13 protein-coding genes are annotated in these 16,779 nt (G+C 33.9%); 7 read left to right on the plus strand and 6 right to left on the minus strand.

The genetic code is table 11. The features are described from left to right. Positions 1-5: 5 nt before the first annotated feature. The gene (locus AC4FQX_RS10165; protein ID WP_491167662.1) at positions 6-1,460 is read right to left on the minus strand and encodes a TonB-dependent receptor; all 1,455 of its coding nucleotides are present in this window, start codon (positions 1,458-1,460) and stop codon (positions 6-8) included. Positions 1,461-1,643: 183 nt separating this feature from the next. Here AC4FQX_RS10165 and AC4FQX_RS10170 point away from each other — a divergent pair, with 183 nt between their 5' ends. Genes AC4FQX_RS10170 through AC4FQX_RS10180 form a run of 3 tightly spaced genes read left to right on the plus strand, consistent with a single transcriptional unit; the run spans position 1,644 to position 3,466 of the window. Continuing rightward, positions 1,644-2,411, plus strand: coding sequence for an MBL fold metallo-hydrolase (locus AC4FQX_RS10170; protein ID WP_491167582.1), 768 nt, complete (start codon positions 1,644-1,646; stop codon positions 2,409-2,411). A gap of 20 nt (positions 2,412-2,431) precedes the next feature. Beyond that, positions 2,432-2,932: a hypothetical protein gene (locus AC4FQX_RS10175; protein ID WP_491167583.1), complete on the plus strand. Its 501-nt coding sequence runs from the start codon at positions 2,432-2,434 to the stop codon at positions 2,930-2,932. 57 nt (positions 2,933-2,989) lie between these two features. Beyond that, entirely contained in the window at positions 2,990-3,466 is a 477-nt protein-coding gene (locus AC4FQX_RS10180) for a hypothetical protein (RefSeq protein WP_491167584.1), read from the plus strand. Between the two features lie 278 nt (positions 3,467-3,744). Here AC4FQX_RS10180 and AC4FQX_RS10185 read toward each other — a convergent pair whose 3' ends face one another. The 5 genes from AC4FQX_RS10185 to AC4FQX_RS10205 all read right to left on the minus strand — a co-directional run bounded on the left by AC4FQX_RS10185 (position 3,745) and on the right by AC4FQX_RS10205 (position 8,931). Continuing rightward, entirely contained in the window at positions 3,745-4,392 is a 648-nt protein-coding gene (locus AC4FQX_RS10185; RefSeq protein WP_491167585.1) for an alpha/beta hydrolase, read from the minus strand. A 2-nt stretch (positions 4,393-4,394) separates the two neighbouring features. Beyond that, a complete protein-coding gene (locus AC4FQX_RS10190; RefSeq protein WP_491167586.1) occupies positions 4,395-4,718 on the minus strand; it encodes a DUF4870 domain-containing protein in 324 nt (107 codons plus the stop codon). 1 nt (position 4,719) lies between these two features. Continuing rightward, positions 4,720-5,973 (minus strand): dihydroorotase, encoded by a 1,254-nt coding sequence (locus AC4FQX_RS10195; protein WP_491167587.1) that lies wholly within the window; start codon positions 5,971-5,973, stop codon positions 4,720-4,722. Further along, positions 5,970-7,898, minus strand: a complete 1,929-nt coding sequence (locus AC4FQX_RS10200) for a BatA domain-containing protein (protein WP_491167588.1) — start codon at positions 7,896-7,898, stop codon at positions 5,970-5,972. The genes AC4FQX_RS10195 and AC4FQX_RS10200 overlap by 4 nt, the downstream gene beginning before the upstream one ends. Positions 7,899-8,181: 283 nt before the next feature. Next, positions 8,182-8,931: an NUDIX hydrolase gene (locus tag AC4FQX_RS10205; protein WP_491167589.1), complete on the minus strand. Its 750-nt coding sequence runs from the start codon at positions 8,929-8,931 to the stop codon at positions 8,182-8,184. A gap of 411 nt (positions 8,932-9,342) precedes the next feature. On the opposite strand from AC4FQX_RS10205, the gene AC4FQX_RS10210 reads away from it, so the two are divergent. The 4 genes from AC4FQX_RS10210 (at position 9,343) to AC4FQX_RS10225 (ending at position 16,644) form a co-directional block, all read left to right on the plus strand. Then, positions 9,343-11,589: a TonB-dependent receptor gene (locus AC4FQX_RS10210; protein ID WP_491167590.1), complete on the plus strand. Its 2,247-nt coding sequence runs from the start codon at positions 9,343-9,345 to the stop codon at positions 11,587-11,589. Positions 11,590-11,601: 12 nt separating this feature from the next. Next, the gene (locus AC4FQX_RS10215; RefSeq protein WP_491167591.1) at positions 11,602-13,923 is read left to right on the plus strand and encodes a glycoside hydrolase family 3 protein; all 2,322 of its coding nucleotides are present in this window, start codon (positions 11,602-11,604) and stop codon (positions 13,921-13,923) included. A gap of 91 nt (positions 13,924-14,014) precedes the next feature. After that, positions 14,015-15,139, plus strand: coding sequence for a lactonase family protein (locus AC4FQX_RS10220; RefSeq protein ID WP_491167592.1), 1,125 nt, complete (start codon positions 14,015-14,017; stop codon positions 15,137-15,139). 86 nt (positions 15,140-15,225) lie between these two features. After that, on the plus strand, positions 15,226-16,644 hold the full coding sequence (locus AC4FQX_RS10225; protein WP_491167593.1) for a sugar MFS transporter: 1,419 nt from the start codon (positions 15,226-15,228) through the stop codon (positions 16,642-16,644). The last annotated feature ends 135 nt before the right edge of the window (positions 16,645-16,779 follow it).

Here is a 16,779-nt window from a genome sequence, read left to right on the forward strand (position 1 = left end):
TTATTTTATTTTTTTGAAAACTTTTCAGGATCATAACCGAATAATCGGTCTTTTTTAATCAATTCTGCTATTCCCAGAGGAAGCATTTCTTCCCATCCCGGTTTTCCTTTGTTAATCATTTTTAAAACCTCTCTGGAGAATACATCCAGAGTATCCGGAATAAAATCTTCTATGTCTATTACTTTTCCGTTGAATTTAAAGAACTTGTAAAGTTCTTTCATTCTTGGGTGTACTTTTAGATTTTTTGAAGTAATGATTTCTCCATTCTCATCTTTCATAGGGTACAGGAATACTTTCAGGTCTCTGTAGAATAGTTTACCAAAAGCTTCTAAGATACCACCACTTAAATGGCGATAGTATTTTTCATCAAATATATCGATCAGGTTACTTACTCCCATTGCTAATCCCATACGGGCTTTTGTATAATTAGAGAAGTACTCAACTACTTTATAATATTCCTGAAAGTTAGAGATCATTACAGTTTGTCCCAAGGCACAAAGCAGTTCCGCTCTGTCCATAAAGTCTCTTTCGTCAATTTCACCATCCATACGAAGGTTAGATAATGTAATTTCAAAAACAACAAGTGTATTATCTTTATCTACTTTGTTTTCGTGCAGAAACATTTCATACGATTTCTCGAACATATCCATATTAACCTTTGTAACCGGTCGGAAACTACCTCTGAGGGCTAATAGGTTTTTTTTGTAAAGAATAGCAGCAGGAAGAATATTTTTACCGTCAGGTCCGAACATTACAGCATCTGTCATACCGTTTTTTACTAATTGTAAACTCATCAGACGATTATCTACATTTGCAAACCGGGGTCCGGAAAAGTTGATGGTGTCAATTTCCAATTGGTCTTTATCTATATGGTCATACAGGCAGCGTAATAGTTTTTTAGGATCATTGTATTTATAATAAGCGCCATAGATCAGATTCACTCCAAGTTTCCCTAAAGTCTCCTGTTGTAGCTTCGTATCTGTTTCTTTGAATTGAATATGCAGAATAATCTCATTATAATCTTCATCTGGTTCAACCTGATATTTAATACCAACCCAGCCGTGACCTTTATATTGTTTGGCAAAGTCAATAGTTGCCACTGTATTAGCAAAACTGAAAAAGAATTTACTCGGATGTTTTTCCCTTTGTAATCTTTCTTCAACTAGCTGTACCTCATGTGTCAGCATTTTTTTTAGACGGGATTCAGTAACATATCTTCCGTCATTTTCAATTCCGTAAATAGCATCACTGAAATCCTTATCATAGGCAGACATCGCTTTTGCAATTGTTCCGGAAGAACGTCCGGCTCTGAAAAAGTGTCTTACTGTTTCCTGTCCTGCACCAATTTCAGCAAAGGTGCCATATATATTTTGATTTAAATTGATTCGTAGGGCTTTGTCTTTAATCGAAGGGATTTGTTTAATAACTCTATCTCCCTTAAGTGTAATCTCTGTTTCCATTCTTTCCATAGTAGTAATAATACTTTACAAAGTTAACAAAATAGGGGGCTAAACAAAAGATAAATAATTCTATTTTTGTAAAACATTAACTAAATTTGATTTACTGAATTGTATAACTACAATAGTTAAGAGTTTATTCCGTTTTTTTAATGTATCTTTTTAGTAAAATACTGAAATACAGTTATGAAAGTATATTTTTTGGGAACAGGAACCTCGCAAGGAATTCCGGTTATCGGCAGTAATCATTCTGTTTGTAAAAGTACAGATATGAAAGATAAGAGACTCAGGGTTTCTGTCTGGATTACCTGGAATAATTATTCTTATGTGATTGACTGTGGACCGGATTTCAGACAACAGATGCTTGTTTCTCAATGTCCAAAATTAGATGGAATTTTGTTTACTCATGAACATGCAGATCATACAGCAGGACTGGATGATATTCGCCCTTTTTATTTTAAACAGAGAGCTGACATTTCGGTCTATCTGCATAAACGAGTTCTGAAATCATTGAAAAGACGTTTTGACTATATTTTCAAAGTCGAAGATAAATATCCCGGAGCTCCTTCTGTAGCAGTACATGAAGTGGTCAATAATAAACCTTTTGTATTGGGGAATAAATCCGTAATTCCAATTAATGTGATGCATGGAGATTTACAGGTTTTTGGATACAGAATAGAGGATTTTGCTTATCTGACAGATGTAAAGACTGTTTCACCAAAGGAAATCAGGAAATTAAAAGAACTTAAAGTTTTAGTAGTAAATGCTTTAAGAGAAGAGCCACATAATACGCATTTCAGTTTACAGGAAGCTCTTGATTTTATTGCTTTGGTAAAACCAAAAAAAGCCTATTTAACGCATATAAGCCATTTGATGGGTTTTCATGAAGAAGTACAGAAAACGTTACCGTCAAATGTGTTTTTAGCTTATGATAACCTTGAAATAATAATTTAATACTTAAACTAGATCAACCCATGAAAAAAGCATTTTTATACCTTTTTGTTCTATCTCTTCTGGTGAATTTTTTTCAGATGATGTACAGTACTAAGAAATTGAATTTTGAAACGGAACGATACAATCATCTAAAAGAAAAATTGGCTTCCAGAAATGATACTGTAGCTCAGCTGAGAGAGAGTCTGGCAGATGCTAATTATTTTTCACTCGAAACCAGTGAAAATGCTTTAGAGTATTTGGATAATAATGGAATAAAGGACAGTAATATTCTGATGTCAAAAATTAAGGATGAGATACTTTCCTATAATGAAAAAGCAGAAGGGAATTATTTGACATCTTATGATCCGGTTAACGGAAAGAGCTTTCTGATCAATAAAATTAAGTTTTTGAACCATCGCTGGATTATTGCTGATTTTAGTAACGGAGAACTTTGGGGTGAAGTGATAATTAAATATTTCATAAATAATGATGGTACTTATAGTTTTGAAACAGTAGAGTCGATTATTTATCCAAAAGCATAATTTGTACTATATTATTTAATAAATTAGTACCCTAATATTGAATTAAATAGTAATACTATGAGAAAAATATTTTTATTTGTCATAATTGGAATTGTGGCGGTATCGTGTAAAAATACAGGTTCAAATAAGAATTTAGAATCAATAGAAAATAAAGTAGTTTTAGGAGCGGATAGAGATGAGCATGGATGTGTAGGCTCTGCAGGTTACACATGGTCAGTTGTGTTGAATAAATGTGTTCGGGTTTTTGAAGAAGGATTTCGATTGAATCCTGCCGGAGTAGAAAATCTGGCAGATGCCACATTAAGTGCCTTTGTTATTTTTGAAGAAAAAGGAGACAGGGCAGAATTATTTGTTCCCGAAGAAAAAGAATCTATTATTCTGGAAAGAGAATCAAAAGAAAAACCTTATAGCAATAAGGACTGGTCTCTGACTACTACAAAAGGATATGTAGTAAAAAAGGGTGACATTGTGAAATATACCGCCGCAGATGCTGTTGAGAAAAAAGAAACAGGAGACGACAAATTAGAAGACTGATTTTTAGTTGATAATTTACAGTTGATAATTACTTCGTCCGTTCGCTATCGCTTGGGTGATAGTTTTGAATACTGAATATTACTCTGCAAAGTTTTCAACTTTGTAGGAGTGTTAAAAGGTCTCCTGACCTTTATTATGATATCCTAACAGGTTTTTTTAACCTGTTAGGTATTTAATCAATTAATTTGGAATATCAGTCAGTTGATAATTGATAGTTCTGAAAACTGATACTGAGAACTAGAATACTCTTGTTTCTTTCTTCTTTTCTCTAAAAACGATCACTTTCCTTCCAGCCAGTTTTTAAAATCATAAAAATTCTGAGGAGACACGCCGTGTCCGATAGGATATTCTTTATAAGTGACAGTAATACCTAGTTTCTTTAACTGTTCAGGAGCCTGTCTCGCCCAGTCTATCGGAATTACCTGATCGGCTGTTCCATGAGAAATAAACATTTTTAAATTACTGAAATTGTTTTTCTGAAAGTTTGGGGTTATCAGATCGTGATTCAAGTAGCCACTTAAAGCAATAACTCGTTTTATTTTTTCAGGATAAGATAAGGCTATTGAATAACTTAAAATACTTCCCTGACTGAAGCCCACTAAAGTAATGTCGTCCGAATCAATTGGGTAGTTTTTAATTAGTTCATCAAGAAAAGAAACGATCAGATCTCTGGATTGGATTGCCTGTTCATTATCTGAGAATTTATTTTGATCTGCATCAAAATTAATAGCATACCATGCATTTCCGTAAGGAGGCAGGGGATAAGGTGCACGAGCAGAAATTACATAGTATTGCTCCGGTAGTTCAGAAGCAAAAGAGAACAAATCCTCTTCATTGCTTCCGTATCCGTGAAGTAACAGTAATAGAGGATTTTTATCCTTTTTTATTTTAGGTTCTTTGACCAGATGAAACAGAGACAGATCCATTTTTATAAACTTTTAAATATTTTCTGAAATAAATTACCTACTATTGGAACAGATCGCATTTCGCCCTGTAAAGCTCCGATAAATCCATAAATCCATAAGATAAATATAAAGACCCATAATGCAGAAGAGATCATCCAACTATCAAAATATCCAATGGGATATCCTAAAGCCATAAATAATAAAAAAATCCCTAAAGCCTGACGGATATGAAAAGAAGCAAAAGGATTTTTCTTTTCATTATTCATGATAATTGCAGTTATAGTACCAATCAGAGTAATATAGCTGATAGCAGCATAATTTTTCCCTTCCTTTATAGTGTTTTCCATTTTACTTTAAAACTAATTGTTTATTGTTATAAATACCATATACCTTTCCTTTCATTTCTGTATTAAGAAAAGTAGAGTTTTTTGATTTTGAAAGAATATCTTCTTTTGTAAAGTTCCATTTTCCTTCCGGATTAAACAAGGTAAGATCTGCCCTTTGATCTATAGCAATCGGATGATCCTGAATCCCGAAAAGAGGTTTTCCAAAAGTAAGTTTTTCAGTTATAGTATCCAAAGGAAGAACCGTCATTAAAGCACCGAAAGCACTTTCTAAACCGATCGTACCATTTTTAGCCATATCAAATTCCATTTTTTTATGTTCAATATCAATAGGATTATGATCCGTAGTGATGAGGTCAATTGTCCCGTCCTTAACCGCTTTGACCAGTGCTTTTCTGTCAGTTTCCGTTCTCAGAGGAGGAGTAACTTTATACCGGGTATCAAACCCTTCCAGTTTTTCATCTGTCAGAACCAGATGATGGACAGCAACACTACAGGTAATCTGTAATCCTTTTGCTTTAGCTTCTCTGATTAGCTGTACTGATTTTGCAGTAGATATAGTCGGAATATGTAATTTTCCTCCGGTGTATTCCAGTAGGAACAGATTTCTCGCAATATCCAGTTCTTCCGCCAGTGCAGGGATTCCTTTCAGACCTAATTTTGTACTTGCGATACCTTCATTAGCAACGCCGCTTCCTTTTATTTTTTCATCTTGAGAATAAGCAATTATGAGTCCGTCAAAATCCTGAACATATTGCAATGCAATTTTCAGTAAATTGGCATTAGATAAAGAAGTATTGTAATCTCCAAAAGCGACAGCACCTGAATTTTTCATATCAAATAATTCAGCCATATCCTTTCCTTCACTACCTTTTGTTAATGCTCCGATAGGGTATAAAGAAGTTGCAGCTCCATTTGATTTATTAATTACAAAATTTATTGCTGACTGATTATCAATTACAGGAAAAGTATTAGGCTGCATTGCTATAGCTGTAAATCCACTTTTTGAAGCTGTTTTTAAACCATTTGTAATTGTTTCTCTGTCTTCAAGGCCAGGTTCTCCAAGACTTACACTACTGTCAAACCACCCTTTTGAAATATGCAGATTATCCAGTTTCAGTTCTTTAATCTGATTTGAATTTGAAATGTTTTTTCCAATTTCTTTAATAATACCATGTTCAATTTTTATATCCACGATTTGGTTATGAAAAGGATTCTGAACATCAATTATTTTGGCTTCTCTGATGATTAAGTTCATTTTACAAATTTTTGTATGAATATTTCAGTGACTAAAAATAATAGAGTTAAAATAACGAACCAACGCCAGATTTCATTGTCGGTTCTGTTGGTTTGTAAAGTATCGAAAATAGTTTCGATACGGTCTGTATTTTTATAATCAGACAATAATTGTTCGTTATGATCTGTTAAGTTACTTTCCGTTCGGTTATAGTTGAAACTACAGTTTAGCAGGAGCTTTTCCTTTTTAAATACACCAAAGTTTCCTGCTTCCTGTGGATAATCATTAAAGGTCAGCCGAGCCTTGTTGTTTAATATCTGCTGTATTGGAATAAACTGCTCCGTTTTGTTTTTTACCGTTACAATCTCATCCTTTGAAAGTGCTTCATTGATTAGTAAAGGTTTATTATCTCCTATAATCATCGCATTTACTCCTATTTTTTGATTGTTTTGTGCCATGTTATAAAAAGTAGGAACAATCAGAGGAGAGTTTTGAAAATTACTATTGACTTTATTAATAGGGGCAGAAAAAACAAAGATTACTGCTAGTGGATGTTGTATCGCTGTTAAAAAAGGACTTTGATCCTCATAAGTGAGAACAGAAGGAGAGGTACTCTTCAGGATGAAAGATGATTTTGTTTCAGGATATTGAAAATTATCAATTTTTTTCTCAAAAACAGATTGGTATAATGGATTATCGAAAGCAATTTTAGTAATTCGTTTTTCTTTTTTTTCTAATTCTCTAAATTGTAAAGAGCCTAATTGCTGACTAAAAGAATTTAGAGCAGCAACAGTACTTTCTGAAGAAGGAATAACGATTAGATTACCTCCTTTATCAACAAATGCTTTTAGAGTAGTCTGTAATGCCTGTGGTATTTCTTTTAGTTCATTAAGTATAATAGCATCTTGTTTATCAAGACTGTTGTAATCTAATGTGTTTAGTGTAAAAGAAGAAAAAACGAATTCATCAGGAGTATAGATTCGGGACAAGAAAACACTTTTTTCAGGTTCTCCGATGTTCAGTACGTTTGTTTTTTCAGGTTTTGAGATACTGAAAAAGTACTGGTTGTCATATTCTAAAGCATTATCTGTAATGGTAACATAACCATGAAAATTTTCTTTGGGAATAGTAAAGCCGATTTCCTGATCTTTGGTCTCAAAATTGACTAGTGTTTTAGCGATTAGTTGATCCTGATTGTATAAAGCAATTGGAATAGCCGTTTTGTTTTCTCCGTAAGAGGATAATCGGACTTTGATCTCATAAAAGCTTTCCAGTGTTTGACTAATATATACGCTGTCAACAGAAACGTTGTTCTGACTTTCTGCTTTTGGAATAATAAAGTAGGCATTAAGAGTACTATCAATCGATTTTAACTGATTCTGACGGATACCAACAGCATCTGTTATCACGATTACATCTTTATTATAAGGTGATTTTTTATTTTTTATTTTTGTAATTAGTTGGTCTAATTGAAAGGAGGAAGCACTGTATTTTAACTGTTGCAGTTCTTTCTGAATCGATCTGATATCAGTATCCCAGTAGGCTTCTGTATTAGTAATCAGAGAGAAATTTTGATTCTCAGAAACATTTTCCAACAGATCCTGAACAGCTCTTTTTAGCAGTTCTCCCTTTTTGCCTTTTGCCTGCATACTGAATGAATTATCCAGAATAATAAACATTTCGTTAGTACTGTTATTACTATCTTTAGCTTTAAAGAAAGGCTGTGCAAAAGCAAGGATAATACAGGTCAGAAGTAAGGATCTGACCGCTAATAATAACCATTTCTTTAGCTTTGAACTTTTTCGTGTCTGTAGCGTCAGTTCTTTCAGAAAGCGAACGTTTGTAAAATATTCTTTCTGAAAACGGCGAAGTTGAAATAAATGAACAAGGATTGGAATAACCAGTAGAAAAAGAAAGTAAAGGATTTCCGGGTGTTTAAATTGCATGCTAAATCAGAGTTTGTCAAAAATACTATTTATTGGTGACTTAGACAAGATTTGTTTTAAAAGGTTGTTAGTTGTTGGTATTTAGTTGTTGGTTGTTGGTTGTTAGATTGTGTGTCCATTAGACTGTGGACTTTTTTATTTTTGACTGATAGTTCTTCTTCTTTACTCTAAAATATTGTATATTTAGTAAATAGTTGATAGTTTTGCTTTGTGAACTGTGACTGAGTACTGCCTTACTGAATACTTTAGATCTTTCGACTTTCTAGACTTTAGGACTATAGTATTACCATTGTTCTTTTAGTCCTGATTCAACCGCTTCGTTATATTTAGCTTTATCAAAACTGTACAGATTAGGAGCTTTATAAGCACCTCCGTTTTTTTTGGTTTCTTTATGTTTGATCAGAATGTTATAGCTGACCATTTTTCTGTAAAAGTTACCTCTGTTCAGTTTTTTATCCAGAACAAGTTCATATAGTTTCTGAAGTTCGGGCATGGTAAACTTTTCCGGTAATAAATTATGTCCGATAGGTCTGTAGTTGAGTTCTCTTCTTAGAGTAATTTGTGCTGCGTCAAATATTTCTCTGTGATCCATCATTAATTCAGGAAGTTCATCAATATTTTTCCATTCACAGGCATTTGAAATATCATCTATATGCAGATTGAACGAAGTGTAATCCAGTAAAGCAAAATAACCGATTGAAATAAAACGCTGTTTGTTCCATAATGTATCAGGATAGTCTTTAAAAAAATCCCGATAACGATCTGTTTTTCCAAAAACACCGAACTGTTGTAAGAATATATTTTCTACACCGGCTCTTTCATATAAAATTCTGGTAACAGCTGTGTCCAGTTCTTCTTCTTTTTTAATATAGCCACCAGGAAGAGCCCATATATTTTGATCTTTCATCTTAACCAGCAGAACTTTTAGTTCATTATCATGAAATCCAAACACAACACAATCAACAGATACACTGGGCAGACAGGTCTTTGAATATAGTTCACTTCTTTGTTCAATCGAATTTTTTACAGCCATTTTTCTATAATAAAGAAACAAAGGTACTAATTTGTCTTATTAAATAAGGTTTGAAAAATAAAGACTCTGATTAAATTTTAAATTTGAATTATATACATGAATTAACAAAATTTTATGTTAACGAAAACCTTATAGTGGTTTTATGTAATTATTTTAATGTTTTTTTGATTATTCATTAAATATAATGTGGTTTTTGATAAAATATCGTGTTTAAAGTGTATGGGTTACAATAATGCATATTTATTGTGTTTTTTTTGCAAATATTAAAAAAATGAATTAACATTGCTTCCTAATGAAGCATTAAGAATTTTAAATAAAGATAATTATGTCTTTTTTAGTGATTCGTAAAAAGGTTTCATATCAAAACTAATGTAAATTATATTTTAATCATTTTATTTAAATTATTCTATGATGGATAAAAAATTACGATCATTAATGTTGGGCTTATTTCTTTTACCTGCTATAGGTATGTTAGCTCAAAACACGACTACTAAAGTATCGGATACTTTGAAGACTAAATTACCGGAAGAGGTAAAAGGTAAAGAAGAGAAAAACCGTAACGTGATGTTAAACGCTACCAATAATACAGGACCTCGTGATGTAAATATAGGGCTTCCGACTACTATTGGCGGGATTACGATTCAAGAGAATGATTTGCCGGTTGTTTATTTTTACTGGCCGGAATTACCAACACGTACCTGGAGACAGAGTACAAGTTTAAGTTCAACTGGTTTACTGAAAATGGGAGAAATGGCTATTATTTCAGGAGATCTTGGTTTTGCGGTTAATTCCTATACGCGTCTGGGAACCGATAAGCACCAGGTTTTTGGAAATCTTTCTACAAGTCATTATGGATGGCTTAAAGGAGATGTAAATTTTTCAGGACCTTTAGCTAAAGGATGGAGTTATACTGCCGGTGTGTACCAAAATTATGATCCGAATTCATTTGATCTGAAATTTACAGATTATGCCGATAAAACACAGATTTACAGAGCCGGTTTAACAAAACGTTTTAATAATGATAAAGGAGAGATTAGTGTTTTGTATAAATATGCCAGTTCTGCCTCATTAACAAATTACAGTGTTTTTAAATATAAAGCAGGAGGAAAGATCGAAGAACTACCAAATTTCAAAGTTGGACGTGATTCCTATCTTGTAAGAGACGGAATTTTAGGTTTCAAAGATTTTCTTACAGGGGAGGCCTATGATATTGATATGGGGAAAGCAAGCGATTTGGCTACCACTTCACATAACGTAGATGTTATTGGTAACTATAAGTTTGATAATGGCTGGAAGTTTAAATTTTCTACCAGATTTCACAGAGCAGAAGCAGTTGCTTTTGCTACTATTCCAATTGGTATCCTTCAGCAACCTAATCCGGGAGAGTTTACTTATAAATCTACCGGTAAGGCTTATGATGGTCCTGTACAGTCTATTTTAGGTTTCAATTCACCTAAAACACCTACTACAACATGGGCAGGACGTTTTGAAATGATTAAAAGAATAGATAATCATAACTGGCGTGTCGGATTGACAGAGTCTTATTATAATGTAGATAAATTTGTTTCAAACCGTACTTTCTATTATCAGGAAGTAAGTGCTGCTCCGGAAAAATTAATAAGAAGTGGAAGTCAGGCTACAGACAGCCAGGGATTCTATAACTATAATGCAGGAGCAGAATATCACAATGGATTTGAAAATAAATTAGCAACCTATTTTTCTGATGACTGGACCGTTACAGATCGTTTCTCTTTAACGTATGGGGCTAATTTCAGATATCACAAAATGAAAGGAGATTATTATACAACTCCTCGTGTACCAAATGCTATTTTAAAAGAAGAAGACAAAGTTTTCTTTGATCATGACTGGTTTCATTTAGGACTATCAGTAAATGCAGTATATAAATTAACGGATAAATTAGGCTTTTTAGCTGATTTCATCTATACAGAGAAAAATGGACAGTTGGAAAACTATTCCGGTAGCATTGTTCCTAATTTTGCTAAAACGAAAAGTCCTCTGGGAGCTTTTGGTATTTACTTTAATCATGATAACATCAGTGTTGTTTCACAAGTATCTTATTTAACAAGAAACAATTATCAGACTCGTTTAAATCTGGTAAACCCTAATAATGCAAGTCAGTCAGAAGTAGCTTCTGTAAATTATGATATCCAGACAATAGGATGGACAACTGATATTGTTGCTAAACCGTTCAAAGGTTTTAATCTACATTATTTAATTACAATTCAGAATCCGGTTTATAAGAACTATAATTTTGAAGCTTTCGGAAATTCATACAGTTATAATGACAAGAATGTACTTGAGATTTCTAAAGTATTAATGGAAATAGATCCTAGTTATACTTATAAAGATTTTAAAGTATGGGCAAGTTTCCGTTATTTCAGTAAACAGTTTGCTAATCAGACTAATGCCTTGTATTTTGATGATCGTTGGGAAACATTTGCAGGAATAAACTATAAACTGAACAAAAACTTTGATTTAGGTATCAATGCAGTAAATATCTTTAATCAAAACGGAGCAAAAGGAACGATTCAGGGAGCAGAACTAATTACAGATCCGTCTCCTTATTATGACAGACTTTTAGTAGGATCTTATATACGTCCTTTTACACTTGAAGCATCTCTTAGTTTTAGATTTTAAAAAATTATTGATATGAAAAAAATACTATTTAGTGTCAGTATTGCACTTGCAATGGGTTCAATGCTGCATGCACAGGATCATTATGTAACTGTAAAAAATAAAAATGGGGCAACTCTTGGTTATTCTCCAAATTCAGGAGTACAGTTACTGACGGTTAATGGTTTAAAGTTTAAAGATTTAAACAAGAATGGAAAATTAGATAAATATGAAGACTGGCGTCTTCCGGCAGATGAACGAGCTAAAGATCTGGCAAAACAAATGTCAGTAGAACAAATAGCAGGTTTAATGCTTTACAGTGGTCATCAGGCTATTCCGGCAAGGGAGAGAGGTTTTGCCTCAGGAACTTATAATGGAAAAGTATTTGCTGCAAGCGGAGCAAAAGCATGGGATTTAACAGATGCTCAGAAATTGTTTTTAAAAAATGATAATCTGAGACATGTACTGATTACAGGTGTGGAGAGTCCTGAAGTTGCTGCAAAATGGAATAATATGATGCAGGCTTACGTAGAAGGAATCGGTTTTGGAATACCGGGAAATACCAGTACAGATCCTCGTCATTCCGGACAGGCTGCTGGTAATACTAAAGCTGAATTTAATGCAGGAGCAGGAGGAGCTATTTCTGTATGGCCGGACGGACTAGGTATGGGAGCGACTTTTGATCCTTCAATTGTAAAACAGTTTGGAGAGATTGCAGCGCAGGAGTACCGTGCATTAGGTATTGCGACTGCATTATCGCCACAAATTGATTTAGGAAGTGAACCTCGTTGGTATCGTATTTCAATGACCTTTGGTGAAGATCCGCAAATGACAACGGATATGGCACGTGCTTATATTGATGGTTTTCAGACTTCAAAAGGAGCAGATGAAATTAAAGACGGTTGGGGATATAAGAGTGTAAATGCAATGGTAAAACACTGGCCGAGTGGCGGACCGGAAGAAGGTGGCCGTGATGGACACTGGGCGTTTGGTAAATTTGCTGTATATCCGGGGAATAACTTCTCACAACATTTAAAACCTTTTACCGAAGGAGCTTTTAAATTAGAAGGAAAAACAAAAATGGCTTCTGCTGTAATGCCTTATTATACAATTTCTTATAAACAGGCGGCAGATGGTACTAATCTTGCGAATGGATTCAGTAAATATATTATTACTGATTTGTTAAGAGAGAAATATAAATATGACGGTGTAGTGTGTACAGATTGGAATATTACAAAAAAAGAAGGATCTACTCCTGATGTATTTGCAGGAAAACCATGGGGTGCAGAAGAACTTACAATCGTAGAGAGACATTATCTTGCTCTTATGGCAGGAATGGATCAGTTTGGCGGGAATAATGAAATTGCCCCAATTGTAGAAGCGTATCAGATGGGAGTAAAGGAAAAGGGAGAAGTGGCTATCAGAAAAAGATTTGAGCAGTCAGCAGTTCGTTTATTGCGTAATATCTTCCGTGTAGGTTTATTTGAAAACCCATATCTTGATCCTCAGGAAAGTGCTAAACTAGTAGGTAATCCGGAATTTATGCAGGCAGGTTATTCTGCACAGTTAAAATCAGTAGTATTACTTAAAAACAAAGCACAGGTATTACCTATCAAAGAAAAGAAAACCGTATTTATCCCTAAAATCTATTATCCTTCTACTAAAAGTTGGTGGGGAGATTGGTCTGCTCCAAGACTGGAATATCCTATTGATCTGAAATTAGTGGAAAAATATTATAATATAACAGAAGATCCTGCTAAAGCTGATTTTTCAATTGTATTTGTGTCCAGTCCGTTCAGTAATAATGACGGAGGGGGGTATGATCTTAATGATCGTAAAGCAGGTGGGAACGGTTATGTACCAATTTCATTACAATATGGAGAATATACTGCGACAGATGCTCGTGAGCACAGTATTGCTGCCGGAGATCCTGTAATTGATCCTACTATAAAAGATCGTTCTTATAAAGGAAAGACAGTGTTGTCTTCTAATACAATGGATCTTCAGACAATTATTACTACTAAAAATCAAATGGGTGATAAACCGGTAATTGTAGTTATAAATGCTGCTCGTCCGATGGTGTTTAATGAGTTTGAGAACAGAGTAGATGGTATTCTTGTTCGTTTCGGTATAGGAGAACAGCCTGTAATGGATATTATTTCAGGAGCTTATGAGCCTTCGGCATTGCTTCCGGTTCAGATGCCTGTGAATATGTCAACTGTCGAAAAGCAGTTTGAAGATGTACCGCATGATATGGAATGTCATGTCGATTCAGAAGGTAATGTTTATGACTTTGGTTATGGACTCAACTGGAAAGGTGTGATTAAAGATGCCAGAACAGTAAAATATAAAAAATAATAAATAATTTTAAAAAGTATTTGATAATGGCAGTGATCTGCTGTTTTCAAATACTTTTTTTACTATAGTTCATTTTCAATTTATATATTTTATGAAAAAAATAATTATTCTTTTCAGTATCTGCTTTTCGATTAGTTGTATTCATGCGCAACAGCATTATAATTTACTAATCGGAACTTATACTTCTTCCTGCGAAAGTGATGGAATCTATGTTTATGATTTTAATACTATGACAGGAGAAACAAAGTTCAAAGCGGCTTCTGAAAAAGTGATTAATCCGAGTTATCTCGCTGTTTCCAAAGATAATCGGTATGTATACAGTGTAAATGAAAATGGAGAAAACAGTACAATCAGTGCATTTCAGTTCAGTGCTTCTACGGGAAAATTGAATTTTCTGAATAAAGAAAAGGCTGAAGGAGCAGATCCCTGTTATATTATTGTGCAGGATAAAAATGTCATTGCAGCCAATTATTCAGGAGGAAGCGCTGCTGTTTTCGGCATAAAAGAAAATGGTGCATTGACTACCGTAAAACAGGTAGTACAACATAAAGGAGAAAGTATCGATCCGATACGACAGGAAAAGGCTCATGTACATATGGTGCATTTTACTCCTGATACTAAAAATGTTGTGATTAATGATCTGGGAAAAGATAAAGTGTATCTGTATCAGTATGATGCTAACGGAGCTGAAAAAACATTGATCCCAAAAGACAGTATCGCTGTAAAAGCAGGAAGCGGACCACGTCATATCACTTTTACACCTGACGGGAAATATGCTTATCTGTTGCAGGAAATGAACGGAAGCCTGATCGCTTTTACTTATGATGGCAATACACTGAAACCAATTCAGGAAACCGGTATCATAAGTAAAAACTTTAAAGGGGAAATCGGTTCTGCTGATATTCATGTTTCACCGGACGGGAAATTCTTATATGCAACAAATCGCGGAACAGCAAATGATATTACTACTTTTAAGATAAAGAAAAATGGTAAGTTGGCTCTGAAACAGCAACAGAGTACTTTGGGTAAAGGACCAAGAAATTTTGTAATCGATCCGAATGGAAATTATCTGCTGGTAGCACATCAGTACAGTAATGATATTGTTATTTTTAAAAGAAACAAAACTACAGGAGGATTGTTAGATACCGGTAAGAGAATACCGCTTTGCTCTCCGGTGTGTCTGGTTTTTGCTCCGTTAGATGATAGTAGAAAATAAACAGATTATCAGTAATGAAATGAAGATTTCATTTTACAGATAAAGAAAGCGAATCAAACAAAAGAAAATCTATAAATTTAAATATAATGAGTAACGAAACGAATATAAATCAGAATAAGCCCAATTATATAATTCCATTAGTCACACTTACCGTATTATTTTTTATGTGGGGATTTATTACCTGTATGAATGATCTTTTAATTCCCTATTTAAAGAAATTATTTCAACTGACTCATTTCGAAGCGATGTTGGTTCAGTTTTGTTTTTTCGGAGCGTATTTTATAGGGTCTCTTATCTATTTTATTATTTCTTATTTTAAAGGTGATCCGATTAATAAGATAGGGTATAAAAATGGAATTCTGTTTGGTATTGTATTGTCTGCATTGGGTTGCGGTTTGTTTTATCCCGCAGCTACTTTTTCTGTTTACGGATTGTTTTTAGGGGCATTATTTGTTCTTGGACTCGGATTTACTGTATTACAGATCACAGCTAATGCTTATGTGTCTTTATTAGGTCCGGAGGACAGTGCTTCAAGTCGTCTGAATCTGACTCAGGGATTCAATGCTTTTGGAACAACAATCGCACCTGTATTAGGAGGACATCTTATTTTTGTCTATTTCGCTGATGCAAGCGGTTCTATAACTGCGGAAGCAACGCGTATTCCATATCTGATTTTTGCAGGGATACTGTTATTAGTTGCCGTATTGATCTATAATGTAAAACTACCTTCATTCCAGACAGAAGAAACAGAAGAAATGAAAGGTCTGGGAGCTTTTAAATTCCCTCAGTTGAGAAGAGGTGTTCTGGGAATGTTTTGTTATGTAGGAGGAGAAGTAGCAGTCGGTAGTTTTATTATTAGTTTTCTGGAATTGGAAAATATTATGGGATTATCTGAATCCGTAAGTAAGAATTATTTAGCATTATACTGGGGAGGAGCAATGATAGGACGTTTTGTAGGTTCTATTTCATTGAATCACAGTATCAGTGCTGTTAAAAAATATGTTTATATGATGGGAGTTGCCGCTGCTATATTTTTAGTTATACTGAATATAGTAGATTTGTCTTTCTCTCAGATTAGCTTTTTCATTGTATTTATAGTACTGAATTTTATCGGTTTCCTTATCGGTAAATCAGCACCCGCACGTACACTGGCTATTTTTGCCGGAATGTGTATTGTGTTATTGTTATCAAGTGTTCTGTTAACAGGAGCAATGGCAATGTATACCATTTTAGGAATCGGAATATTCAATTCCATTATGTTTTCTAATATCTTTACTTTATCTATCGCAGGGTTAGGCAAATATACCAGTCAGGGATCTTCTTTATTAGTAATGGCAATACTGGGAGGAGCAATCGTTCCGATTATTCAGGGAGCTCTTGCTGATGTAGTAGGAGTACAGTATTCTTTTGTATTACCTATTGTCTGTTATGCTTATATCCTTTATTTTGGAATATATTGTTCTGGAATAGTGAAAGATATAGAAAATCTTAAAGAGAATCATTAGAGTATTGGATAAGGTAATTTTTTTGGTAATCCATAAAAAACAAGCTCACTATTTTTAGTGAGCTTGTTTTTTATATTATTATTCACTTTTAACAAGAATCCTTTTTTTATTTTTGCTTTTCGTTTCCTATACAGG

It is taken from the genome of Flavobacterium sp. AK-301 (genome assembly GCF_058310215.1).